Genomic DNA, 23097 nt, shown 5'->3' on the forward strand with positions numbered 1-23097 from the left:
ATAGGTTTCGAATGTAAAGTTAAGACTCATAAAAAAATCTTAAAGAGGCTTAAAAAGCTGATTTAAGTTAGTTGCTTTTTTCTCTTTCAGTTTTTTTACAATTTTAAGAAACGCGATGGCAGTAATGTAGGCATCCCCTAAAGCGGTGTGTCTGTCCTTTTTTGAAATGTCAAATTTATCAGCCAAATCGTCTAAAGTGTAATGATCTTTTCGTTCAAACAAATGAGATTGAATTAAAGTCTTTTTATACAAATAAGCCGTATCTAAAGTTTTGTTTGTTAACGAAGGAAGACCATTTCTTTCTAAAGCTTTATTAATCATTGTAACATCAAAAATGGTATGATGCGCAATGATTATTGAATCGCCTAGAAAATCTAAAAATTGTTGTAATGCTTCCAGTTCGCTCGGACGTTTAATAAGCAAGTCTTTTAATATTCCATGAATCTGAGCTGTAGATTTATCGTAATGATCTTGTTCAAGATAAATTTCAAAGCTGTTTTGAACATTGATAATTCCGTTTTGAAGCACAAGCGCGCCAATGCATAACATTCGGTCATTATCGTAATCAAAACCTGTAGTTTCAGTGTCTAAAACCACAAAACGAGTTTCTTCGATGGTGATGCTTTCATCAAAGAAATTATGTTCTTCTTTTTTCCAAAAATTGAATAAACTCATTATTATACCAGATTTGAGATATTAAAACGTACCGAAATTAATTCCTGAAGCTCTTTAATAGTTTTAAAAGTACGTTTCAGTTTAATTTTTTCCATTTTCGTTAAAGATTCCAATTCGATAAACTGACCAGAATCATGATGCAATAATCCTTGTTTGGTTCTGAATTTTAATAAGGCTTTAAACGAATACGAACACGATAAATACAATTCTCTGTTGTTAGGTTCTAACTCTGCCAATTTTTCAAAACGTTCGGCTGTATTGCTTATTCCTTTTATAGAATGTGATAAAATTAAGACACGCGCAGCATCAGTTAAAGGCATTAAAGCTCTTCGTTTAATGTCGAAGTTGTCTTTATTGGCTCCGTCCTGTTCTACTAAAAATTGTCTAAAGAAACCTGTAGGAGATGGACTTTGCAAAGCACCGCTCACCAAATGCATATAAAAAATTGGATTCGCTTTTATAGTTTCAAAAATATAATCTGAAAGCTGACTTACTATTTCGGTATCACCATAAGTAGAGCTGTAATCAAAGAAAATAAAAGATAATAAAACCTCATTTTTTCCAGGATTGGTAATCCAATGATGTACTTGAGCTTTCCAATCGTCAAGACTCATACACCATTTTGGGCTAGATGCCATCATGTCGGCAGGACAGTAATCATATCCAATTTCAAAAAGACCTTTATTGACTAGTCCTGCAAATTTTTGGAAATAAATTCTGGTTTCATCCCTAAAAACTTCGTTTACATTTTCATATACAATAGCATTATCTTGGTCGGTATGTAGCATTTGTTCGCCTCTTCCTTGACTTCCCATTGCTAGCCATGCAAATTTTACAGGAGGCGGACTGCTCATTTTGTCAATACAGATTTCAATTACACGAGTAGTGCAAGCTTCATTCAGTTCTGTAATAATTTTGGTAATTAAAGTCATAGGAATATTTTGATCTAAATATCCCTGTAGCAATTGCATAATCTGGTTTCGAATAGGCTTTATTTCCTTAATTTTTTTGGTACGTTTTAAAGCTTTTATCAAAACTGCAGGATTGTTTCCAAGTGCAACCATTACGTCATGTTTCGATAAAATACCAACTGCTTTAGTATTTATTGTTCCATCTTTTGTTAAGCATAAATGGCTAATATTGCTTTTCATCATTGCCATTTGTGCTTCTGTAACAGTCATTTTTTTTGGATACGTAATAACTGGTTTTGTCATTATCGTTTCTGCTGTTGTTGTAATAGGAAAATCACCAGTTACAATTTTATTGCGCAGATCTTTATCGGTCAAAATACCTATGGGAAGCATTTCATCTACAATCAAAATCGCTCCAACTTTCTTTTTATTCATAATTATGGCGATATCTTTTACAGTTGTAGAAGGACTGCAAGTCACAATTTTTTTTGAATATTTAATGGGAGCTAAATCAAAAGAATGATTGTTAGATTGAAGATTGTCATCTAATATTTCATCACCGTATAATTTATCTTTATGGATATCAGAATAAGGATTTCTAGTATTTGAAGCATAACTTTCTATCAAGAAATTACCGATATTTCTATTTTCTAAAGCATAAGGCTTAAAAACAGCAATCGGAATAGCATATAAAATACTTTCCTCATGCGCTACCGCTTCCATAATATAATTTTCTTGTGCTAAAAGCGGGCGAAGTCCAAAAATATCACCTTCGTCACACATGTCTAAAACTGTATTTTTGGTGCTTTTTTTCAAAGCGACAGCACCTTTATGTACTACATAAAAAGAATCGTGAGTTTTGTCGTTTTCAGCAAATATTACAGCATCTTTTTCTTTATAAATAATAGAAATCTGTTCAGATAGTTTTTCTAAATCTTTCGGATGCAAAAAATTAAATGGCGGATATCCTTTTAAAAAGTCGGCAACTCTCTGCGAAATGGTATTTTTCATGTGGCTAGATTAAAGTTCTAAAGTACTATTTAAAATAGAAATGTAAAAGAAACACGTTATAATAATTTGCCACAAAGGCACAAAGTCTCAAAGAAATAAATCCTTCGCGTCTTTGTGCCTTTGTGGCAGAAGAAAGCTTAATTATTTAATCAACTCTATGAACAGTACCACGCTGTTTCTCTTCAGAACCAACCAGACCAAATTCAAAAGTGTAAGAATCTTTAGAAGTCGTTAAAATTTTCATGCTGATGGCTTTTTCTTCAGCCATGTTTTTTGGATGTTTTTTCTGCAGAATATATTCACAGTCGCTTACCCAACGAATGGTTGCTGTATCTGTCTTTCCTTCAAAGGTTTCGATTTCAATATATTCTTTGCGTTCAAATAAAGTAGTTTTTTTAACGCCGTTTACTTCAGTTTCAAATTTGAATTTACCGGTTTTAAAATCTTTGCAATTGTGTTCTGCATTGTAGCAAGATACTAAAGCTAGAATAGGGAATAAGAATAGTATTTTTTTCATTTTTTTTTATGCTTAAAGCTTATAGCTTTTTTATCATTTCAATCTTTTCAGTTCATCATCGGTAAAGTTCTTAATTTCTTTTTCTTTGGCAAACTTTTCGGCATTGTAATTTCCCGATTTATTCTTCGGAATCGATAAACTATTCCACTCGCTGTTTTTCAATTGTTTGGCATAAAAAACAATCTGTCCAACATGATAAGGATAATGCGCTAATTGACGATTGATTGCTTCAATAACCGTATGGCCTTCATTTCGGATGTAAATAATGTCTGAAAGCTGTTCGGGTTTTAAACTTTCTAAAGCATTTTCAAGACAATTCCAGCCTTTGTTCCAAACTTCGAGAACTTCTTCTTTAGATTGTAAATCATTTTCAAATTCGGCATCACGATTTCGCCATTCTTTTTCGCCATCAGAAGTTAAAAAGTCAGTCCAGCGTGAAAGCATATTTCCTGAAATATGTTTAACAATGGTTGCAATACAGTTGGTATCATCATTAAAAGAAACAAAAAGCTGTTGAGGTTCGAGTTGATCGATAGCTTTTTCGCCAAGCATTTTATAATACAAAAACTGTTTTTTGACACTTTCCAAGTAAGATTGATCGGCGCTCATGATTATACTATTTTAATATCATATTTATCTAATAATCCGACAATGCCCTCTGTAGAAAACTGAGCCTTTTTCATCGGATTGAATTCGGGATCAATTTTGTAATTGTAAGCTGTTTTAAAATTGACTCCAGCCAATTGTGTTTCGTTAAAGATCGCCCCATCGAGATTACAATTATCAAAAACAGAACTCGTTAAATTAGTTCCGATAAAAGTTACCTCGCGAATCGAAGAATTGATAAATTTGGTTTTAGGCATTTTTTTGTTTGTAAACAAAGCATAATCTAGTGTGCAATCTTCGAAGTAAACCTGAAATAAGAAATCGTCACATTCGTTAAAAGCAATGCCGAGAAGTTTACAATTTTTAAAAGTGACATTCTTTAAACTTGTTCCTGTTAAACTGGTCATAGACAAATTACAGTCAATGAATTCGCAGTCTAAAAAAGTATTGGAACCAAAATTACTGCTAGAAAAATCACAGTTTTTAAAAACGCAGTCTTCAAATTCACGATTGTTGATTCGTTTATCAATGTAAACGACTTTCTCAAATGTTTTCTGAATGTGAATTAGACTTTCCATTTTATATAAAGTATTAAACCTAACAGGTTTTTAAAGCCTGTTAGGTTTGTATTGTGATTATTTAGTCATTAAATATACCCTTCATAATAATTTTCAATCCTAAAAAGATCAAAAACATAGAAGATAAACAAGCAATAATTCCAATTCCTAAAACAAGATAATGCCAGTTGGTATGCTGATTTTGAAAAGCATTATAAATCATCGATGGTCCAAGAAACATCAAAGGCAGAGCGCCTGATAAATATTTCACTCCTTTTATAAGTAATTCTTTATTTGTTGCCATGTTTTTAGTTTCAAGTTTAAGGTTTCAAGTTGTTTGACTTGTATTTAAACGCAAAGGTCGCAAAGTTTTTTTACATTAGAAACTTTAAATAAAACGCAAAGTTCGCAAAGCTTTAGAAAACCTTGCGAACCTTGCGTATACCTTAGTGTGCTTTGCGGTTAAATCATCAAGCAGAAAACACTTTTATTTCTTATAATTATCAACAGCATTTCTCACGCTGCCGTATTTTTTTAATAATTCGGAGGCTTCTTCATAAGAAACAGAAATTTCATCCATAATCATTTTAACGCCTCGATCAACTAGCTTAATGTTGCTTAATTGCATGTCAACCATTTTATTTCCTCTCACTTTTCCAAGCTGAATCATTGACGCAGTAGAAATCATATTCAAAACTAGTTTTTGAGCTGTTCCCGCTTTCATACGTGAACTTCCTGTAACGAATTCCGGACCAACCACAACTTCAATAGGAAATTGAGCAGTTAAAGCTAACGGACTTCCTGCATTACAAGTAATACAGCCCGTAATAATATTATTTTGATTACAAGCTTCTAAACCGCTGATAACATAAGGAGTTGTTCCAGACGCAGCGATTCCGATTACGACATCATTAGAATCAATATTATGACTTTGAAGATCAATCCAGGCATTTGTTGTACTGTCTTCGGCATTTTCTACAGCACGTCTTATAGCTGTATCACCACCAGCGATTATTCCATTTACCAAATCAAAAGGAACGCCAAATGTAGGCGGACATTCTGATGCATCAACAACACCAAGACGACCAGAAGTTCCTGCTCCGATATAGAATAATCTGCCTCCTAATTTTAATTTAGAGACGATTTGTGGAATCAAAGCTTCGATTTGCGGTAAAGCCTTCTCTACAGCATAAGGAACCGTTTTGTCTTCTTGATTAATGTTTGACAACAATTCATGAACAGACATTTTTTCTAAATGTTCATATTTTGAAGATTGTTCCGTGGTTTTTGTAAATGTCATTTTATCGTTATTTAGACTCGCCAAAATTAATATATTTTATCTCAATCTCGCAAAGTTCAAAGATTTATAATCTTCATTTTATTTCTTTTTTGTTATTAAAGACGATTTTGAAAGATCATTGTTGCACCAACGAAAATATTATATTTGTTTATTATTTTAACTAAATAAATGGACAAATTAGATTTATTACAGGGAATAGCTCGAATTTCAGTTTTTGTTTCCTTATTGCTTGCCTTTTTTTTATTGACAGTAAAAACTCAAAATAAACTGGCAAATCGCTTATTTGCATGGTTTTTTATTTTTTCGGCAATTGATCTTAGCGGATTTTTTATCGAAACGACCAATAGAGTTGAACTTAATTTGGAAATTTTTAGGGCTACATCCTGTTTATTAGGAATGCCATTATTCTATCTTTTTGTTCTGGCAGTCTGTTATTCAGATTTTAAACTAAAAAAGAAGCATCTTGTCCATTTGATTCCTTTTGTAGTGGTCAATTTGGTTTTTATCCCTAGAATTTATTTGAATTTTGATCTGAGTTTTGAAAATTTTTTAAAGACTTTGAACCTGAAACCTGAAATTTATTTTATTCAAATTGTAGTTGAATTTCAATATGCGTTCTACATTATCAGTGTATTTTTAATTTTAAGAAAGTACAGAGAAATCTATTTGGAAAATTATGCTAACCCAAGCACGGCAACTTATAAATGGCTTTTTCAAATAACTTGTGTTTTTCTTACTGCACATTCTGTAGTTGTTTTAAAAAATTTATTGCGTTATAGCGGTTTTAGAGAAATATTTCTTTGGGCAAATGTTCTTGTCGGAAGTATTGCTCTATTTATAACGTGCTGGTTTATAATGAAAGCACTAAATCATCCCGAACTTTTTAGGGGAGTTAATTCTAAATTGAAATTAACAAAAGAGATTCTGCCGAAAGTTGAAGAAAAACAGGAATCTTTAAACGAACAAAATGATTTAATCAAAATTCAGATTTTAAATCTAAAACAATATATGACCGAAAAAGAGCCTTTTCTGGATCCGTCATTAACAATTCAAGAATTGAGTAATCAGATTAATATTCCAGTACGAGATTTGTCTGTTTTAATTAATCATCAAATGAATCAACATTTTTTTGATTTTGTGAATGAATATCGAATTCAAAAAGCCATGAAAATCTTAAAAGATCCTTCTAAAAATGAGTTTACGGTTTTAGAAATCTTATACGAAGTTGGTTTTAACTCTAAATCTTCTTTCAATACCTCTTTTAAAAAATATACCAATTTAACTCCGACTGCTTATCGAAACGCTTAATAATTAAGGGTTTGTAAAAAGTCGTACGTCGCACGGAATAAAGTCGAACTAATTTTCTAAACAGAAAATGGTTCGACTTTTTTTTGTCGGTCGCGTAGGGAGAATTTCTAAGGCAACTTTGCTTCAAATTAATCAAACAAGCAAAAAATAGAAATCATGAAAAAAGCAAACCTTCTTATTTTTTTACTATTACCACTATTTTGTTTAGCACAAACGACTTTAAAATTAAAAGGAAAAATAACGAGTGAAAATGCTCCTTTAGAATGGGCAAATGTTTCCATTTTAAATTTGGAAGGAAAAATTATTAACGGAACTACCAGTTTGCAAGACGGATCTTTTGAGATTAATCTTAAAAAGGATTCGTATAAAATGATCATAAATCTCTTGGGGTTTACAGATTTTGAAAAAGAGATTGCAATTTCAAAAGATACTGATTTGGGACTTATTGTTTTAAACAAAAATGTTACCGATTTGGTCGAAGTCGTAATTCAAACTAAAAAGAAAACAATTGAGCAAAAAACGGATCGACTAATTTATAATCTCGAAAATAATGTTTCAACAACAGGAAGCGATGCCTTAAGCGCTATAAATACAGCTCCAGGAGTTGTTGTAAAAAATGATGCAATAACAATTTTGGGCAAAGGAACTTCTCGTGTAATGATTGATGGTCGTTTGATTGAACTTACAGGAGAGGAATTAAACAGTTTTTTAAAATCAATTTCAGCGAGCGATATTAAGAATATTGAAATTATTAGCAATCCGCCAGCAAAATACGAGGCAGATGGTTTTGGCGGATTAATTAATATTATTATGAAAAAAGGTGTTAGAGATTCTTGGAAAAATACAGTCACAGCTTCTTATGATCAGAATAGATATGGAATTTATACGCTTAGGGATAACTTTTTTTACAACAAAAATAAGTTTAGATTTTCGGCAAGCGTTAATGGAAAAACAGGGTATAAAAATGCTGATGAAGTTTTGGAAATGTATTTTCCTGATGGACTTTCTAAAATGAGCAGTACAACAAAAGTAAAAAATGAAAATTTTTCTGGAAAAATTGCTTTAGATTACGATTTATCTGAGCGTACTACAATTGGTTTTCAGTTTTTGAATGACAGAAATAATCCTGATTTTAATTCGGATATCAGAATTGATAATTATAATACTCAAAATGAATTGGATAACGTTACACTTAATAAAAGTTTTACCGATAAAGGTTCAAAAAATCAGACTTATAACGGGCATTTGATAACCAAATTAGATTCTCTAAACCGAAAATTATCTTTTGACGTGGATTATTTTAATTACAGTTCAAAATTCAACCGAGATTTTACTGCAAATGATTATTCATCTGAAATGCAATTTATTGGAATAAATCAGGCAGGAAGAAATATTTCGAATCAAGATATTGATAATTGGAGTTTTAAGGCAGATATGGAGCATCCGTTTACAGCATTTAATTTGTCTTATGGGGCAAAAATGAGTTTTACAAATAGTGTAAGCGATGTAGCTTTTTACAATACAATTTCTGGAACTCCAGAATTAGATCCAAATCAATCAAATCGATTTAAATACACTGAAAATAATCAGGCTATTTATATTAACGGAGATAAAAAAATAAATGAAAAATGGAACATTCAATTGGGATTAAGGCTTGAAAACACCGAAACTAATGGGTTTTCGGAAACATTGAATCAGGAAAATGTAAATAATTATTTAAAGCTGTTTCCCACTTTTTTTACTTCTTACAAGAAAAATGATAACAATACTTTTAGCTTGAATTATGGAAAAAGAATTAACAGACCTCGTTTTGATTTATTGAATCCATTTAGAATTTATATCAATAGCAATAGTTATTCTGAAGGGAATCCGTTTTTGAGACCTTCTTTTAGTGATAATTTTGAATTAGCACATTCGTATAAAGATATTTTGAGAACGAGCATTTTTGTCAATGTAATTACAAACGGTTATGGCGTGATTTTCACATCAAATCCAGATACAAATACGCAGATTGTAACACGCGAAAATTATTTTAAAGGATTAAACTATGGTCTGGGAGAAAGTTATTCTGCTAGTTTTGTAGATTGGTGGCAAAGTGAAAATTCGGTATATTTTTTAGGTTCACAAACCACATTTACAAAGGATTTTGATGCAACACCTTCGAATAGTTTACAGATTGATTTTACGACAAATAATACTTTTATTTTAGGAAAAACTACTAAACTTCAGATTGATTTTAATTATAGTACTCCGTTCAAAAATGGTTTGTATAATATTGGTTATGTTTCGAGTTTTGATATCGGTTTTAAACAAGATTTATTGAATAAAACTTTGCAGATTGCATTTTTAGCAAATGATATTTTTAATACTTCATATTTAAAAGATTTTACTTCGGTCGTAAATGGTGTAAAACAAGTTTACAGTCAAAACGAAAGTAATCGATTTGTACGATTGTCGGTAATTTACAATTTTGGAAATAATAAAATCAACATTAAAGAACGAGCTTTTGGAAATCAGGATGAGAAGAAAAGAACAGGGAATTAGATAGTTATTAATTTTTATCAGAAATTTTAAACCTAAAAAACTATAACAGCAGTGATGTCACTCTGAGCGAAGTCGAAGAGTATAACGTAAAGGGCTTCGACTTCGCTCAGTCTGACATTGTGAACAGAACTTGAAACCTGAAACCTGAAACTTGAAACTTTTTTGCGTGAGGGATAGGAGGAAGCTACCGAAGTAGCCCGGATAGCCCGACAGCTTTTAAGTAAATGCCCAATGAACGCAAAGTTTGTTGGGCATTTACTTAAAAGGTGGCACGCCCCGATTATAAAAAGAATGCCAGTAGAATTCCGAGAACGATCATAGAAACTTTAGCAATATTGAATTTATGTCCTTCGCTGCTTTCAAAAATGATAGTCGATGAAATATGGAACAGAATACCAATTACAATGGCTGTTATTTCGGTATAATAATCGTTTAATATAGGTAGAAATTCAGAGGCTACAGTTCCTAGCGGTGTCATGATGGCAAAGGTCAGCATGAAAGCAAAGATGGCTTTTTTATTTAAATCGGCATTGATGAAAAATGTCGTTAAAATTACAGCAATTGGCAGATGATGAATGGCAATTCCGATGGCAAGACCTTGATGATGACTTACCGGAAAACCTTCTAAAAACGCATGAATGCATAAACTGATAAATAAAAGCCACGGAATTTGAGACATTTTTGCATGGCCGTGAACGTGTCCGTGTTCTGCTCCTTTTGAGAAAAACTCCAGTACGATCTGGAATAAAATTCCGATCATTATAAATATTCCAATGTTATGATTATGAGATTCGTAAACTTCTGGAAGAAGGTGCATCACAGTCAAAGACAATAGAAAAGAACCGCTAAATGCAAGCAGTAATTTTAAATTGGTTTTGTTTTTTGGTTTAATAAACAAAGCCACGCCATATCCTAGAAGTACAGAAAATAAGGGTAGTAGATAATTCATCTTTTTGTTTAATCGTTTTTTGTTTAATTGTTTAATCGGGTTTTTTGTCAATTTGCTCTAACGATTAAACAAATCAACGGTTAAACGATTAAACTTACTTAAAAATCATGATTAATCTTTCGCTTTCGGTTTTGTGGAATTTTTTAAGCTTGTAATCTCCAAAAATATCTAATAGAAAAATCCCAGCTTCGTCCATCATATCCTGAAAGTCTTTCAAAGTTAATGCTTTTACTTTTTCTGTAAAATGATATTTTCTTCCTTTATCTTCAAAATCAATTTCTTTAAAAATATGCCCGTCTTCAACGTATCTTTTAATATGAAAATCAATATCTTCTACAGTTTTTACTTCTTCTGGAACAAGATTTTCAATAACGTTTGTTACGTTCATGAAATCAATTACGGCGAATCCGTATTCTGATAAACTTTCTTTGATTGCTTTTAAAGTAGTGAGATTATCGTCATCATTTTCGAAATAGCCAAAACTGGTAAAAAGATTGAAAATAGCATCAAATTTTTCTTCAAAAGGTTCGCGCATATCGTGCACTTTAAAATGAAGTGTTTCGTTACTGTTTTTGCTGGCTTCTAAAATACTGTTTTCAGACAAATCGGCGCCTAGAACATCAAAACCTAACTGATTTAAATAGATAGAATGACGACCTTTTCCGCAAGCCAAATCCAATACCTTGGCTTTTTCGGGCAAGTTTAGATAGTGCGTTAAATTGTCCATGAAAATCTGAGCTTCACGATAATTACGATCCTTGTAAAGAATATGATAATACGGTGTATCAAACCATGAAGAATACCAGTTTTGATTATCACCATCCTGATTCGGAATTGATTCGTTATGCGTTACAGACATTTATTCTATTTCAATTAATTTAAAGTCCGGCAAATTTAGTGTATTTTTGCCGAAAAATAACTATTTAACAACGATACATTGTTGCATTATGTGAAGATGCAAGATTGGCATCTTTTAATTTTTAGTTTTTTTTAATTTAAAAGAAAAAATGGAAGAAAATTTTAAAATGATTGCCAAATGTTTTTTTGGCTTTGAAGAAATATTAGAAAAAGAATTACGCACACTTGGAGCTCAAGATGTTGAAAGAGGTGTAAGAATGGTAAGCTTTAAAGGCGATAAAGGTTTTATGTATAAAGCCAATCTATCTTTACGAACTGCACTTAAAATATTAAAACCGATTTACTCTTTTAGAGCAAATAACGAGCAAGCGCTATATAAAGGAATTTCAGGTGTGAACTGGTCTAAATTCCTAAATGCAAATCAAACTTTTGTGATTGATTCGACTGTGCATTCTACTTATTTCAATCATTCTGAATTTGTTTCTCAAAAATGTAAAGATGCGATTGTAGATCAATTTAGAGAGAGAACGGGTCAGCGCCCTAGTATTGATAAGCAATATCCAGATTTACGAATTAATATTCATATTGATAAAGACCAAGTTTCTGTAGCTTTGGATACTTCTGGAAATTCATTGCACCAGCGTGGCTACAGAACAGCAACGAATATTGCACCTATCAATGAGGTTTTGGCAGCGGGAATTCTTTTGCTTTCAGGTTGGGACGGACAAAGCCACTTTTTAGATCCAATGTGTGGTTCTGGAACTTTCTTGGCAGAAGCGGCAATGATTGCTTGTAATATTCCAGCGAATATCAATAGAAAAGAATTTGCTTTTGAAAAATGGAAAGATTGGGATAACGATTTATTTGATACCATTATTGAAAGTTTAATGAAAAAAACTAGAGAGTTTCATTATACAATTAAAGGTTTTGATAAAGCGCCAAGTGCCGTTAGTAAGGCAAAAGACAATATCAGAAATGCCAATTTAGAAGATTATATTAAAGTTTACGAAGATAATTTCTTTGATACTGAAAAAGAAACAGAAGGAAAGCTTCATATCGTTTTCAATCCGCCTTATGATGAGCGTTTGGATATTCATATGGAAAGATTTTACGCTAATATTGGAGATACTTTAAAGAAAAATTACCCAGGAACAAACGCTTGGTTTATTACCGCGAATCTAGAAGCTCTAAAATTTGTGGGATTAAAACCTTCAAGAAAAATCAAACTTTTCAACGGAAGTTTAGAAGCACGTCTCGTAAAATACGAAATGTACGAAGGAAGCAAGAGAACGAAATTTCAAGTCTAAGTTTCTAAGATACTAAGATTCTGAGGTTCTAAGAATTTTAGTGAAATACAAAAGAATAAAAATATTAAGTTTCTAAGAATATAAGTTGCAAAGAAAAAAATCTTAGCATCTTAGAACCTGAGAACCTTAGCAACTCAAAAAAAACATGTCAAAATTACAACTACGCGCTTTTTTATATCAATTAGCGGCATTTGCGGTTCTTTTTATCGCATTCCGATTTTTAATTGACGCTTATACAGGATTAACAGGAATCTGGATTCCGCTAACAGCCTTTATTGTTGGAACAATTGTTGGCCCAAAATTTCAAGCCGTACGAACTAAAGATGGTGAAAAGCTTTTTATGAAATGGCTTTTTATAAAAGGAATTAAAGAAATCGGATAATTAAAGATTATGAAGAAAATTGGACTTATTGGTGGAATAAGCTGGGTTTCGACATCCGATTATTATACTTTAATTAATAAAGGAATTAATGATAAACTTGGCGGATTAAACTTCTCCGAATGTCTTATTTATTCTTTTAATTATGCTGAAATCAAAAAGAATAACGATAATAACGATTGGGATTCGACTTTTAAAATGCTTTTAAAAGCTGCTGAAGTTTTAAAATCGGGCGGGGCAGAGGCGATCGTTTTATGTGCCAATACGATGCACTTGATAGCAGATAAACTTCAAAATGCAATTGGCTTGCCTCTTATTCATATTGCAGAAGAAACGGCTGTTGAAATTCAGAAAAAGCAACTTAAAAAAGTAGGTTTACTCGGAACGAAATTCACAATGGAATTGGATTTCTTTAAAGATAAATTAACCGAAAAAGGAATCGAAACTATAATTCCAACCTCTCAAGAAGATAAAGATTTCATTCATTATACCATATTTGAAGAACTTGGCCGCGGAATCGTAACGGAAGAAACAAAAAAACGTTATTTAGAAATTGCAAATGGATTAATTCAAAATGGTGCCGAAGGAATCATTTTAGGCTGTACTGAAATTCCATTAGTAATAAAAGAAGGAGATTTAAGTGTTCCTATTTTTGATACCACTTTAATTCATACACAAGCAGCAATTAATTTTCAATTATCATAAAAAAAAAAGCAAATTCTAATTTAGAATTTGCTTTTTTTTAATATCTCAGAACCTTAGTTTCTTAGCATCTTAGAGCCTAAAAAATTAAGGCTTTTTCTTTTTAGAAGCTTCTTCTTTTACCACTTCAGAAGCCATTGTTTTCTTTTTATAGATAGGAATGAAATAAGAAACAGTATAGTTAAAACCTACTCCAAAACTTCCATCGTATGTTCTGTTGAAACCTGGAATGTATAAATTTTCAAAATTGTCAGGTTCTTTATTCATAACCAAAAGTTTAAGCTGTACACCAAAGCCAACAAAAACGTTTTTTACAACTTGTGCCTTCAATCCTAAACCAACTTCAATCCAGCCAGCTGTTAGACCGCTGTATTTATGATATTCGTCTATTGCAGGAAGTTCTCCCCAATATGGGTTCGGATTGTAGATTTTATAGTTATATAATTCTTGGTTGAAAGTACTAAAACCACCACGCATTCCAATTGTGATAAGATTTTCCATATCCAGCCAGTTTTGATAAAAATTGTAATCAAAACCACCTTTAATATAGGTTCCAGAAGCCGCAGAAGTTAATCGGTCGTCTACCGTTTTTTTATCTTCATAACCTAATTCGGCTGCTAAATAGTATTTTTTTGTTAATCTCCAATCTCCAACAAACTCAATACCTTTATAATCTTTATCATAAAGACCGCGAGTCAATTTGTATAAATCGACACCTACGCGAAGTCCATAACGATCTGTTTTTACAACGCTGTCTTTTTTTACCTCCTTAACAACTTCTGTTTTTACAGTTTCAGTTTGCGGTTTTTTGGTTTTTATTTCTGTATCTTTTTTATCTTTTGAGATCTCTGGTACATCTTGAGCTTGCCCTAAAAATACCGAAAACAATAAACAAATACTAGAAATAAACTTCAACGTGTGTTTCATTTTCAGAGTCAATATTAGGGTTAATTAATTGAACTGTAGACATCCAAACAGTGTCTCCGTCTGGATCTGTACGATTAACAGATTTTACATTAAAAATAGTCTTAAAACCGCAAGCTCTTGATACATAAACGTTTTGAGTCGTATAATTAATAGTCAAAACATCTGCGTTTCTATCCGAAGGAATAGTGCTGGCTGCATTATAAGTTAATTTATAGGTTGTAATAGTGTCATTAACTTTTAGAGGTAGTGCGATAGTGCTTACACCTGCAAAAGAAAGTCCGGTTGCTGCGTCCATACCTTCACCAACGGCAGTCAAATTACTTATTTTTCTTTGTACGCTAGGGTCATTATTATCATAAAATGTAATAACCATTCTTGGTGTAGTTGGTGTATTGGCGTCGCAGATATCATCTTTCTCACAGCTTGACAAGCCAAAAGTAAAAACCAATAAAAGAGAGACTAGTTTTTTCATCTATATTTTTTATCGAAGTTCTAAAAGTACAACATTTTCAACATGATGTGTCTGCGGAAACATATCTACAGGTCTAACACGTGTTACTTTGTATTTTTCATCCATTAAAGCCAAATCACGTGCTTGTGTTGCAGAATTACAACTTACATAAACGACTCTTTCTGGAGCAATTTTTAAAATTTGCTCCACAACATCTTTATGCATTCCGTCACGAGGCGGATCTGTTATAATAACATCTGGTTTTCCGTGTTGAGCAATAAAAGCTTCATTAAATACTACTTTCATGTCTCCAACAAAAAACTCGCAATTAGTAATATTATTGCGTTCTGCATTGGCTTTAGCATCAATAATTGCTTCAGGAACACTTTCTACTCCGATTACTTTTTTTGCTTTTTTAGAAACAAACTGTGCAATTGTACCAGTTCCAGTATACAAATCGTAAACAGTTTCGTTTCCTGTTAATCCAGCAAATTCTCTTGTAATTTTGTATAATTCGTAAGCTTGGTCAGAATTGGTTTGGTAGAAAGATTTAGCATTAATACTAAATTTTAAACCTTCCATTTCTTCTAAGATGTAGTTTCTTCCTTTGTAAAGAATAACGTCTTGATCGTAAATAGTGTCATTTTGTTTTCCGTTTACTACATATTGTAATGAAGTAATTTGAGGGAATTTCTCGTATAAATGATCTAAAATTAATTCTCTATTTTCTTTGTCATCTTCAAAAAACTGAATTAAAACCATGATTTCGCCAGTAGAAACGGTACGAATCATTACGGTTCTCAATAATCCAGAATGCTCTCTCGGATTGAAAAAAGCCAGATTATGCTCATTTGCAAATGCTCTGATCTCGTTACGAATTGCATTTGAAGGATCTTCTTGCAAATGACATTTATTAATGTCAAGAATTTTATCCCACATTTTAGGAATGTGAAAACCTAAAGCATTTCTGTTTCCTAAATCTTCAGTGCTTCCAATTTCTTTTTCTGTAAGCCAACGGCTGTTTGAAAAAGAAAATTCCATTTTATTTCTATAGAAAAACTGTTTCTCAGAACCTAAAATATCTTCAAATTCTGGAAGCTCGATTTTTCCTATTCTCTGTAAATGATTTTTAACTTCATTTTGTTTGAATGCAAGCTGTTGGCCATACTTCATATTTTGCCATTTGCAGCCTCCGCAAACGCCAAAATGTTCGCAGATTGGATCTACTCTGTAATCAGATAATTCATGAAATTGTACGGCTTTACCTTCGTAATATGCCTTTCTTTTTTTAAATGTTTGTACGTCCACAACATCTCCAGGTACCACATTCGGAATAAAGATTACTTTTCCGTCAGGCGCTTTGGCTACTGAAACTCCTTTTGCACCAGCATCAAGAACTTGAATTTGATGAAAGACAACTTTGTCTGTATTTTTTCTTCCCATAGCGCAAAAATAAGCCTTTGAAAACTTTTACAAATTTTATTTATAAAATTTTTTAGAAATTCTTTAAAAAATTAGTTTAATCCAGTTTAAAAGTTAATTTTGTTTGTGTAATAAACCCAAAGAATTACAGTTTTAACCTACTATTATTGTTGCTTTATGAAGTTGTATCATACACTCTCACGAATAAGCTTTCTTAAAAGAAGTTATGCTTTTAAATTTCTATTTGTTGCATTTATTGGTATTCATATCCCTTTAATCGGAATTTTATTTTTTGTACTCTATTTTCAGCACAGTATTTCGCCAACTTCTATTCTTGTATTTTCTTTGTTAATGACCTTGATCGCAACGGCATTGACACTATTGATTTTAAATCGATTAATAAAACCTATAGAAATAGCCTCAAAAGCATTAGACGATTATAGAAGTACACGAAAATTATCGGTTTTGCCAACAGAATATACAGACGAAGCTGGTTTATTAATGTGTAATATTCAGGAGTCTATTTATGAGGCAGAAGGTTTTATTAACGAAAAACAAGATTTAATTTATATGCTTTCGCATGATTTAAAGAACTTTGCTGGTAATCCGCAAGGTTTAGCTAAATTAATCATAAGCGAAGAACCTTCGGATTCTGTTAAAAATCTAGCAGAATTAATTTGTGAATCTACCAATCTTCAATTTAGATATATTGAAAACTTCATTAAATTATTAAAAGAACAAGATGAAGTTGTCAAAGTAAATCAAGAAACTAAAACGGTTTTATTTCCTAATATTCTTCCTTTTGTAAATGAACAAGTCGAGCAACGTTTATTCGATAAAAAAATAACACTCAATTTAGTTTTAGAATGTGTCGAAGCCAAACTAAAAATCGACGAAGGTTTGTTGATTCAGGTTTTAGTGAATTTGATTAGCAACGCCGTAAAATTCTCTTATTTTGATAGCGAAATTAAAGTCCGAATCTATTCTGAAGATTCTAAATTAATCCTTACCGTAAAAGATAACGGAATCGGTTTTGATAAAAATCAAATAGAAGAATTGTTTAAAAAATTCACCAAAATGAGCCGTTTAGGAACCGCAAATGAAGGCTCTACCGGAATCGGACTGTATCTTTGCAAAAAAATAATCGAACGAAACAAAGGTCGATTGACAGCATCAAGCGATGGCAAAAACCGTGGTGCCGAATTTAGAATAGAGTTTGATATCTAATTTTCTTTGGTTTTTAGTACAATGCTGTTGCGTAACTTAATTTAGGTTTTCCATCAACGCAATCTACTCCGGTTGGAGGGATTACAACATCGCAGGTTGACATTATATTCCATTTTATGTCATAAGCAGTTTGTGCGTCGGTGTATGCTTTTACTTTGGCAAGAAATGCTTCTTTATTTATTTTTTTTGAGTATGGAATAAAAAGTGCTACGCCTCCACAGGCTTTAGTGCCAAGCGGCGTAAAATCCCAATCTTTTGCATCCGTACATGATTGTGTAGTTGCTAGAGAAAGTGCAATAATCTCCTGATGCATTTTTTCTAATTTTGCAGCTTCTTGTTCTTGAGTGGTTGCTTCATCATTTGTGCAAGAAGATAAAAATAAGGTTGCAAGTAAAATAAAACTTAGTCTTTTCATGGTTAGTGATTTTATAGTTAGTTTTATTATTAGATGTGGTGATTCACAAATGGTTGCGTGAATATAAAAAAAAACTGAGATACATGAGCAAAAATGCAGTATCTCAGAATTTAAAATGTCTTTAAAAAATTACCAAAGCTGATGAACAGCAGGTTTTATCAATTCATCGTAAATTTTATTCATTTCCGAAATTTGTTCATTCGATAATTTAGGAGCGTCATAAACCGATAAATTCGATAAAACATGATTTACTTTTGATGCGCCTGGAATAATACAGCTAATTTCATTAAAACTCAAAATCCATTGTAATGCAATTGGAGCAAGATTTTCAGATCCTGGAAATAAAGCTTTTAATCTTTCAACAGCTTTTAGACCTAAATCATAGTCAATACCAGAGAAAGTTTCTCCTTTATCGAAAGCTTCGCCATTGCGATTAAAATTACGATGATCTTGAGGTTCGAAAGTAGTGTTTTTGCTGAATGTACCCGTTAAAAGTCCGCTTGCAAGAGGAACTCTCGCGATAATTCCGATATCTTTCTTCTTCGCTTCTGAGAAAAATAACCCAGATGGACGCTGACGAAATAGGTTGAAAATAATTTGAACAGTAGTTACGTTATCATATTCAATTGCTTTTAAGGCTTCTTCGACTTTTTCTACACTGACACCAAGATTAAGGATTTTTCCCTGTTCTTTTAATCGGTCAAAAAGTTCAAATATTTCAGGACGATAATATACTTCTGTAGGCGGACAATGCAATTGAATCAAGTCTAAAGTTTCTAAACCTGTTCTTTTCAAACTGTCTTCCACAAATTTCTGAAGTACTTTTGGCGAATATCCTTCATTAACATGTGGATTGATCTGACGACCGCATTTTGTGGCAACAAAAATTCGTTCAGAACGAGAGCGAACGACTCTTCCAACAGCAGTTTCACTTAACCCGTTTTCATAAACATCAGCAGTATCAATAAAATTTACGCCGTTGTCAATAGCAGTATTTAAAAGTTCGTCGGCAGTTTTATCATCAAAACCCGATCCCCATTTTCCTCCAACTTGCCAAGTGCCAAGCGAAATTTCAGATATATTAAAATTTGTTTTTCCTAGTTTTCTGTAGTTCATTTTTTTTAAGGTTCTAAGGTTCTGAGGTGCTAAGATTCTAAGTTTTTTTCTAAAGTTGCTGAGATTCTGAGATACAAAGTTTTTTAGTTATCCAAATCTTAGCATCTTAGAACCTTAGCAACTTAGTATCTTTTTAATCAAATAAATCCGAAGACAAATAGCGATCGCCTCTATCGCAGATAACGGCAACCACAACTCCAGATTCTAATTTTTCGGCAATTTTTAAGGCAACGGCAACAGAGCCTCCGCTGCTCATTCCTGCAAAAACACCTTCTTCAAGAGCTAATCTTTTCGTCATCGCGCGAGCTTCTTCTTCGCTTACATCAACAACAGTATCAACTTTTGATGCGTCGAAAATTTTAGGAAGATATTCTTGTGGCCATTTACGAATTCCAGGGATCTGAGAACCGTCGCTTGGCTGCGCACCAACAATTTGAACATTCGGATTTTTCTCTTTCAAATATGTAGAAGTTCCAATAATAGTTCCTGTTGTTCCCATTGCCGAAACAAAATGTGTTACAGTTCCATCCGTATCGTTCCAGATTTCTGGACCTGTTGTTTTGTAATGTGCTTTCCAGTTGTCATCGTTTGCAAACTGATTTAGCATCAAATAACCGCCTTGCGCTACTTTTTTGTCTGCATAATCACGAGAACCGATGATTCCTTCGCTTGCAGGCGTTAAAATAACAGTTGCACCGTAAGCACGCATAGTTTGAGTTCTCTCTTTTGTAGAATCTTCTGGAAGAACTAATTCTATTTCTATACCAAATAATTGCGCAATCATTGCTAAAGCAATTCCAGTATTTCCGCTCGTTGCTTCAATTAATTTGTCACCTTTTTTAATGTCGCCTCTTTCTAAAGCAGCAGCAATCATATTGTAGGCCGCTCGGTCTTTTACGCTTCCTCCAGGATTATTTCCTTCAAGTTTAAGTAAAAGTTTGACATTTTTATTAGGAACCAAATTAACTGTTTCCATCAACGGAGTATTGCCAATGAGGTTTAGTAATTTATGTGAATTCATTTTATTTTTTTTCTTTGATTTTAACTTCAGTTGTAGTGGTGTTCAAAACGATAGAATCTGCCGGAATCGATTTTGTAATCCATGAATTTCCTCCTACAATGCTATTTTTTCCTATTACAGTTTCGCCTCCGAGAATTGTTGCATTAGCATAAATGCAAACATTATCTTCTACAGTTGGATGCCTTTTTGCATTTTTCATTTCCTTGCTTACGCTCAAAGCACCAAGCGTAACGCCTTGATAGATTTTTACATTCTTTTTAATAACGGTCGTTTCACCAATTACAATTCCAGTAGCGTGATCGATAAAAAATGGCGATTCAATGTTCGCTCCAGCATGAATATCGGTTCCTGTAATTCGGTGTGCATATTCGCTCATTAAGCGAGAAAAAAGGAGCAAGTCTAGTTTGTACAATTCATGGCTTAATCTGTAAATAGCGATCGCGTAAAAACCTGGATATGCTAAGTAAACTTCATCGATACTATTAGAAGCAGGATCATTCTCTAAAATATATTCGGCATCTTGATTTAATTTTTCTAAAACACCAGGAAGTTTTTCAAGAAATCGGTCCCAAATAGAACCACATAAATTTTGCGGTTTTTTACAAGCCAAAACAGCTATTTCTTTAAAACGGATTTCTAATTCGTCAATGCTTTCGTCTAAAGCTGCATTCGAATCAAAAAGAGTATAAAAAAGCTTTTCAGTAAAGTCTTCTGTTTTTGTTTTAATACCGTAATTTATGTGCGAATGGCTCTTTAAAGCCTTTATATTTTGTATGATATTGTCTTTTGTCACAATGGTAAAAATGAATGAATAATTTTGGAACGTTAAAAGTAAGGTGTTTTTTGGAAATAAAGTCACGATTTAACTAAAGAAATTTTCTGTAGAATATCATATTTGTGATAAAAAAGCAATTGTAAACGAGGCTTTTTTATAACATTCTTAAGAAGTTATTTACGTAAATTAGCCTATAAAATTTACAAAAATGAAAAACAATCAAACATTTAAAAGTGCTATTTCGGGACTTCCTTTTTCTGAAAGTGAAAAAATCTGCGGAAAATCTATTCATGATCCAATTTTGGGTTTAATTAAAAAAGAATTTCCCGATTTTAATGATGATGATTGTATTGCTGTAAACGAGTTGAATTTATATCGCCAAAAATACATTTCGAATTACCTTTCGACAGAAATCGGAGCACTTTCGGCTATGGAAAAAAGCGTTATTTCGTCTTTAAAAGATGATAAATCAATCGTAAGTAGCGTAGAAGACGAGGAAGAGCCTCGAAATCTTGGGCAAAGAGTGGCAGATAAAGTAGCAGATTTTGGAGGTAGCTGGACTTTTATTATCTCGTTTGTGGTTTTTATTACCATTTGGATTAGCTCAAATGTTTATATTTTTCTAAATAAAGGTTTCGATCCTTATCCGTTTATTCTCTTAAATTTAATTCTTTCTTGTGTTGCTGCTTTGCAGGCTCCGGTAATTATGATGAGCCAGAATCGTCAGGAAGAAAAAGATCGAAATCGTGCTAAAAAAGATTATATGATTAATCTAAAATCAGAATTAGAAATCAGAATGATTCACGATAAAATTGATCATTTGATTATGCATCAGCAACAAGAATTAATCGAAATTCAGAAAGTTCAAATTGAGATGATGAATGATATTTTGGATCAGATTAAGAAGTAGAATTAATTAAAATTTCATTTTTTAAAATCACAAATTCCAAAAAGAGGGCCGTTTTTTTTCGAAAATCTAAAAATAAAAATGCTTTAGATAATAGCCAATAATTATAAAAACGAAATTCAAAATTGCCATTTTCCAAACTAGTTTTTTATTTTTTTTTGATTTGTCTAAAAAATGAAATAATACAAAAAACAAAAATAAAAGACAGGAAAATATCGCTGGATACATTTTAAAAGCGGCTAAAAATTCGCCTTGAAAAAGTAAGAATAACGAGCGCTGAAAACCACATCCTAAACAGTCAAAACCAAAGATGGTTTTGAAGAGGCAAGGAATCATATATTGCTCTAAATTCATGGCAGTTCTTTTTTGCAATTTTACTAAAAAAATGTGACAAAGGTTTCGGGTAGGATGAAAGTGCTATTTGAAAGTTTTATACTTTTGGAATCTTAAACTTTGAGTAAATGAAAGCTTTTAAAATTATAATAATGATTCTTGCGATTTCGGTTGCGTTGTATGAGCAAGTTTCTGAAGAAAAAAATATCTATATCATGATTGTTGCAATTGTGGTTTTCATGTTTGGAATGATGCAATTGAGCGCAAAAACGCCAAGTAAAAATAACGATAAAGAAGAGTAGGATGTTGGTAAAAGGAGATAAGGTTTCAGTACTCGATGAAGCCATAAACGGAACAGTAGTTTCGGTCAAAAATAACGAAATTTTAATAGAAACTACAGATGGATTTACGATGACATTTTTTGTCAACGAATTGCTTAAAATACAAGATTCCAGTAATTTAATGAATTCTATTAAAAGAATTAATTTAGATGAAGTTTCAAAAGAAAAAACAGAGCCAAAACCGAGAAGTTTTGTTAAAGAAAAGAAAGATAAACGTGATTTTGGAGTTCCAGAATTCGATTTACACATCGAAAAATTAGTTCCCAATAAACGCGGAATGTCGAATTATGATATTTTGACTTTACAGACAGAAACAGCAAAAAGGCATATCGAATTTGCTATTAGAAATCGCATTCCTAAAATCGTTTTTATTCACGGCGTTGGCGAAGGAATTTTAAAAGCCGAACTTGATTTTTTGTTAGGACGTTATGACGGAATAGATTTTCAAGACGCCAATTATCAAAAATATGGTCTTGGTGCGACCGAAGTTTATTTTAGACAAAACAATAAATAAAGTAATTTTAAAGCGCTCAAATAC

26 protein-coding genes are annotated in these 23097 nt (G+C 32.3%); 9 read left to right on the plus strand and 17 right to left on the minus strand.

Features of this window, described 5'->3' with window-relative positions; all coding sequences use genetic code 11:
• Positions 1-39 precede the first annotated feature (39 nt).
• From HNP35_RS16265 to murQ, 7 genes are all read right to left on the minus strand, one after another.
• Positions 40-675, minus strand: a complete 636-nt coding sequence (locus HNP35_RS16265; protein WP_184164418.1) for a 3'-5' exonuclease — start codon at positions 673-675, stop codon at positions 40-42.
• A 2-nt stretch (positions 676-677) separates the two neighbouring features.
• Positions 678-2597 carry a DUF294 nucleotidyltransferase-like domain-containing protein gene (locus HNP35_RS16270; RefSeq protein WP_184164421.1) on the minus strand — a complete coding sequence of 640 codons (1920 nt, stop codon included), beginning with the start codon at positions 2595-2597 and terminating at the stop codon, positions 678-680.
• A gap of 145 nt (positions 2598-2742) precedes the next feature.
• Positions 2743-3114 carry a DNA topoisomerase IV gene (locus HNP35_RS16275; protein WP_184164424.1) on the minus strand — a complete coding sequence of 124 codons (372 nt, stop codon included), beginning with the start codon at positions 3112-3114 and terminating at the stop codon, positions 2743-2745.
• Positions 3115-3147: 33 nt separating this feature from the next.
• Positions 3148-3723 carry a DUF1572 family protein gene (locus HNP35_RS16280; RefSeq protein ID WP_184164427.1) on the minus strand — a complete coding sequence of 192 codons (576 nt, stop codon included), beginning with the start codon at positions 3721-3723 and terminating at the stop codon, positions 3148-3150.
• 2 nt (positions 3724-3725) lie between these two features.
• Complete coding sequence (locus tag HNP35_RS16285; protein ID WP_184164430.1) at positions 3726-4298, minus strand: pentapeptide repeat-containing protein; 573 nt, start codon at positions 4296-4298, stop codon at positions 3726-3728.
• Between the two features lie 61 nt (positions 4299-4359).
• Positions 4360-4581, minus strand: a complete 222-nt coding sequence (locus HNP35_RS16290) for a DUF6095 family protein (protein WP_184164433.1) — start codon at positions 4579-4581, stop codon at positions 4360-4362.
• A gap of 183 nt (positions 4582-4764) precedes the next feature.
• Positions 4765-5577 carry an N-acetylmuramic acid 6-phosphate etherase gene (murQ, locus tag HNP35_RS16295; RefSeq protein WP_184164437.1) on the minus strand — a complete coding sequence of 271 codons (813 nt, stop codon included), beginning with the start codon at positions 5575-5577 and terminating at the stop codon, positions 4765-4767.
• Between the two features lie 168 nt (positions 5578-5745).
• Here murQ and HNP35_RS16300 point away from each other — a divergent pair, with 168 nt between their 5' ends.
• Together HNP35_RS16300 and HNP35_RS16305 are read left to right on the plus strand one after the other, a co-directional pair.
• Positions 5746-6885 (plus strand): helix-turn-helix domain-containing protein, encoded by a 1140-nt coding sequence (locus HNP35_RS16300; RefSeq protein ID WP_184164439.1) that lies wholly within the window; start codon positions 5746-5748, stop codon positions 6883-6885.
• A 156-nt stretch (positions 6886-7041) separates the two neighbouring features.
• A complete protein-coding gene (locus tag HNP35_RS16305) occupies positions 7042-9429 on the plus strand; it encodes a TonB-dependent receptor domain-containing protein (RefSeq protein ID WP_184164444.1) in 2388 nt (795 codons plus the stop codon).
• Between the two features lie 280 nt (positions 9430-9709).
• Here the strand turns inward: HNP35_RS16305 and HNP35_RS16310 are convergent, their stop codons facing one another.
• Positions 9710-10378, minus strand: a complete 669-nt coding sequence (locus HNP35_RS16310; RefSeq protein WP_184164447.1) for a ZIP family metal transporter — start codon at positions 10376-10378, stop codon at positions 9710-9712.
• A 94-nt stretch (positions 10379-10472) separates the two neighbouring features.
• Complete coding sequence (locus HNP35_RS16315) at positions 10473-11237, minus strand: class I SAM-dependent methyltransferase (protein WP_184164450.1); 765 nt, start codon at positions 11235-11237, stop codon at positions 10473-10475.
• Between the two features lie 148 nt (positions 11238-11385).
• On the opposite strand from HNP35_RS16315, the gene HNP35_RS16320 reads away from it, so the two are divergent.
• The 3 genes from HNP35_RS16320 to HNP35_RS16330 all read left to right on the plus strand — a co-directional run bounded on the left by HNP35_RS16320 (position 11386) and on the right by HNP35_RS16330 (position 13627).
• Positions 11386-12543 (plus strand): THUMP domain-containing class I SAM-dependent RNA methyltransferase, encoded by a 1158-nt coding sequence (locus tag HNP35_RS16320; RefSeq protein WP_184164453.1) that lies wholly within the window; start codon positions 11386-11388, stop codon positions 12541-12543.
• Between the two features lie 145 nt (positions 12544-12688).
• On the plus strand, positions 12689-12925 hold the full coding sequence (locus tag HNP35_RS16325; protein WP_184164456.1) for a hypothetical protein: 237 nt from the start codon (positions 12689-12691) through the stop codon (positions 12923-12925).
• A gap of 9 nt (positions 12926-12934) precedes the next feature.
• Positions 12935-13627, plus strand: coding sequence for an aspartate/glutamate racemase family protein (locus HNP35_RS16330; RefSeq protein ID WP_184164459.1), 693 nt, complete (start codon positions 12935-12937; stop codon positions 13625-13627).
• A gap of 84 nt (positions 13628-13711) precedes the next feature.
• Here the strand turns inward: HNP35_RS16330 and HNP35_RS16335 are convergent, their stop codons facing one another.
• From HNP35_RS16335 to rlmD, 3 genes are read right to left on the minus strand one after another with little or no spacing between them, the layout of a single operon-like run.
• The gene (locus tag HNP35_RS16335; RefSeq protein ID WP_184164462.1) at positions 13712-14551 is read right to left on the minus strand and encodes a DUF6048 family protein; all 840 of its coding nucleotides are present in this window, start codon (positions 14549-14551) and stop codon (positions 13712-13714) included.
• The gene (locus tag HNP35_RS16340; RefSeq protein ID WP_184164465.1) at positions 14523-15023 is read right to left on the minus strand and encodes a DUF6452 family protein; all 501 of its coding nucleotides are present in this window, start codon (positions 15021-15023) and stop codon (positions 14523-14525) included. Before HNP35_RS16340 ends, HNP35_RS16335 begins: the two co-directional genes overlap by 29 nt.
• Positions 15024-15032: 9 nt before the next feature.
• Positions 15033-16445, minus strand: a complete 1413-nt coding sequence (rlmD, locus tag HNP35_RS16345; RefSeq protein WP_184164468.1) for a 23S rRNA (uracil(1939)-C(5))-methyltransferase RlmD — start codon at positions 16443-16445, stop codon at positions 15033-15035.
• 330 nt (positions 16446-16775) lie between these two features.
• Between rlmD and HNP35_RS16350 the strand changes: the two genes are divergently transcribed.
• Positions 16776-17651: a sensor histidine kinase gene (locus HNP35_RS16350; RefSeq protein WP_246453558.1), complete on the plus strand. Its 876-nt coding sequence runs from the start codon at positions 16776-16778 to the stop codon at positions 17649-17651.
• Between the two features lie 13 nt (positions 17652-17664).
• Here HNP35_RS16350 and HNP35_RS16355 read toward each other — a convergent pair whose 3' ends face one another.
• The 4 genes from HNP35_RS16355 to epsC form a co-directional block, all read right to left on the minus strand.
• A complete protein-coding gene (locus HNP35_RS16355; protein WP_184164474.1) occupies positions 17665-18066 on the minus strand; it encodes a hypothetical protein in 402 nt (133 codons plus the stop codon).
• A 129-nt stretch (positions 18067-18195) separates the two neighbouring features.
• Positions 18196-19182 (minus strand): aldo/keto reductase, encoded by a 987-nt coding sequence (locus tag HNP35_RS16360; RefSeq protein WP_184164476.1) that lies wholly within the window; start codon positions 19180-19182, stop codon positions 18196-18198.
• 133 nt (positions 19183-19315) lie between these two features.
• Positions 19316-20203 (minus strand): cysteine synthase CysM, encoded by an 888-nt coding sequence (gene cysM, locus HNP35_RS16365; protein ID WP_184164479.1) that lies wholly within the window; start codon positions 20201-20203, stop codon positions 19316-19318.
• A 1-nt stretch (position 20204) separates the two neighbouring features.
• Complete coding sequence (epsC, locus tag HNP35_RS16370; RefSeq protein ID WP_184164938.1) at positions 20205-20996, minus strand: serine O-acetyltransferase EpsC; 792 nt, start codon at positions 20994-20996, stop codon at positions 20205-20207.
• 190 nt (positions 20997-21186) lie between these two features.
• Between epsC and HNP35_RS16375 the strand changes: the two genes are divergently transcribed.
• Positions 21187-21888, plus strand: a complete 702-nt coding sequence (locus tag HNP35_RS16375) for a DUF1003 domain-containing protein (RefSeq protein WP_184164482.1) — start codon at positions 21187-21189, stop codon at positions 21886-21888.
• A gap of 66 nt (positions 21889-21954) precedes the next feature.
• Here the strand turns inward: HNP35_RS16375 and HNP35_RS16380 are convergent, their stop codons facing one another.
• Positions 21955-22239 (minus strand): DUF2752 domain-containing protein, encoded by a 285-nt coding sequence (locus HNP35_RS16380; RefSeq protein WP_184164485.1) that lies wholly within the window; start codon positions 22237-22239, stop codon positions 21955-21957.
• Positions 22240-22346: 107 nt separating this feature from the next.
• Between HNP35_RS16380 and HNP35_RS16385 the strand changes: the two genes are divergently transcribed.
• Together HNP35_RS16385 and HNP35_RS16390 are read left to right on the plus strand one after the other, a co-directional pair.
• Entirely contained in the window at positions 22347-22520 is a 174-nt protein-coding gene (locus HNP35_RS16385; RefSeq protein WP_184164488.1) for a hypothetical protein, read from the plus strand.
• A gap of 1 nt (position 22521) precedes the next feature.
• The gene (locus HNP35_RS16390; protein WP_184164491.1) at positions 22522-23073 is read left to right on the plus strand and encodes a Smr/MutS family protein; all 552 of its coding nucleotides are present in this window, start codon (positions 22522-22524) and stop codon (positions 23071-23073) included.
• Positions 23074-23097 lie beyond the last annotated feature (24 nt).

The organism is Flavobacterium notoginsengisoli, assembly GCF_014207905.1.
GTDB classification, from domain to species: domain Bacteria; phylum Bacteroidota; class Bacteroidia; order Flavobacteriales; family Flavobacteriaceae; genus Flavobacterium; species Flavobacterium notoginsengisoli_A.

Coding starts and splice junctions, on each gene's coding strand:
- rlmD (WP_184164468.1), bottom strand. CDS start 16,445: ATGGGAAGAAAAAATACAGACAAAGTTGTCTTTCATCAAATTCAAGTT.
- HNP35_RS16360 (WP_184164476.1), bottom strand. CDS start 19,182: ATGAACTACAGAAAACTAGGAAAAACAAATTTTAATATATCTGAAATT.
- HNP35_RS16385 (WP_184164488.1), top strand. CDS start 22,347: ATGAAAGCTTTTAAAATTATAATAATGATTCTTGCGATTTCGGTTGCG.
- HNP35_RS16300 (WP_184164439.1), top strand. CDS start 5,746: ATGGACAAATTAGATTTATTACAGGGAATAGCTCGAATTTCAGTTTTT.
- HNP35_RS16305 (WP_184164444.1), top strand. CDS start 7,042: ATGAAAAAAGCAAACCTTCTTATTTTTTTACTATTACCACTATTTTGT.
- HNP35_RS16390 (WP_184164491.1), top strand. CDS start 22,522: ATGTTGGTAAAAGGAGATAAGGTTTCAGTACTCGATGAAGCCATAAAC.
- HNP35_RS16265 (WP_184164418.1), bottom strand. CDS start 675: ATGAGTTTATTCAATTTTTGGAAAAAAGAAGAACATAATTTCTTTGAT.
- HNP35_RS16325 (WP_184164456.1), top strand. CDS start 12,689: ATGTCAAAATTACAACTACGCGCTTTTTTATATCAATTAGCGGCATTT.
- HNP35_RS16330 (WP_184164459.1), top strand. CDS start 12,935: ATGAAGAAAATTGGACTTATTGGTGGAATAAGCTGGGTTTCGACATCC.
- HNP35_RS16310 (WP_184164447.1), bottom strand. CDS start 10,378: ATGAATTATCTACTACCCTTATTTTCTGTACTTCTAGGATATGGCGTG.
- HNP35_RS16375 (WP_184164482.1), top strand. CDS start 21,187: ATGAAAAACAATCAAACATTTAAAAGTGCTATTTCGGGACTTCCTTTT.
- HNP35_RS16315 (WP_184164450.1), bottom strand. CDS start 11,237: ATGTCTGTAACGCATAACGAATCAATTCCGAATCAGGATGGTGATAAT.
- HNP35_RS16350 (WP_246453558.1), top strand. CDS start 16,776: ATGACCTTGATCGCAACGGCATTGACACTATTGATTTTAAATCGATTA.
- HNP35_RS16320 (WP_184164453.1), top strand. CDS start 11,386: ATGGAAGAAAATTTTAAAATGATTGCCAAATGTTTTTTTGGCTTTGAA.
- HNP35_RS16270 (WP_184164421.1), bottom strand. CDS start 2,597: ATGAAAAATACCATTTCGCAGAGAGTTGCCGACTTTTTAAAAGGATAT.
- HNP35_RS16275 (WP_184164424.1), bottom strand. CDS start 3,114: ATGAAAAAAATACTATTCTTATTCCCTATTCTAGCTTTAGTATCTTGC.
- HNP35_RS16335 (WP_184164462.1), bottom strand. CDS start 14,551: ATGAAACACACGTTGAAGTTTATTTCTAGTATTTGTTTATTGTTTTCG.
- HNP35_RS16340 (WP_184164465.1), bottom strand. CDS start 15,023: ATGAAAAAACTAGTCTCTCTTTTATTGGTTTTTACTTTTGGCTTGTCA.
- HNP35_RS16285 (WP_184164430.1), bottom strand. CDS start 4,298: ATGGAAAGTCTAATTCACATTCAGAAAACATTTGAGAAAGTCGTTTAC.
- cysM (WP_184164479.1), bottom strand. CDS start 20,203: ATGAATTCACATAAATTACTAAACCTCATTGGCAATACTCCGTTGATG.
- HNP35_RS16280 (WP_184164427.1), bottom strand. CDS start 3,723: ATGAGCGCCGATCAATCTTACTTGGAAAGTGTCAAAAAACAGTTTTTG.
- HNP35_RS16380 (WP_184164485.1), bottom strand. CDS start 22,239: ATGAATTTAGAGCAATATATGATTCCTTGCCTCTTCAAAACCATCTTT.
- HNP35_RS16290 (WP_184164433.1), bottom strand. CDS start 4,581: ATGGCAACAAATAAAGAATTACTTATAAAAGGAGTGAAATATTTATCA.
- HNP35_RS16355 (WP_184164474.1), bottom strand. CDS start 18,066: ATGAAAAGACTAAGTTTTATTTTACTTGCAACCTTATTTTTATCTTCT.
- murQ (WP_184164437.1), bottom strand. CDS start 5,577: ATGACATTTACAAAAACCACGGAACAATCTTCAAAATATGAACATTTA.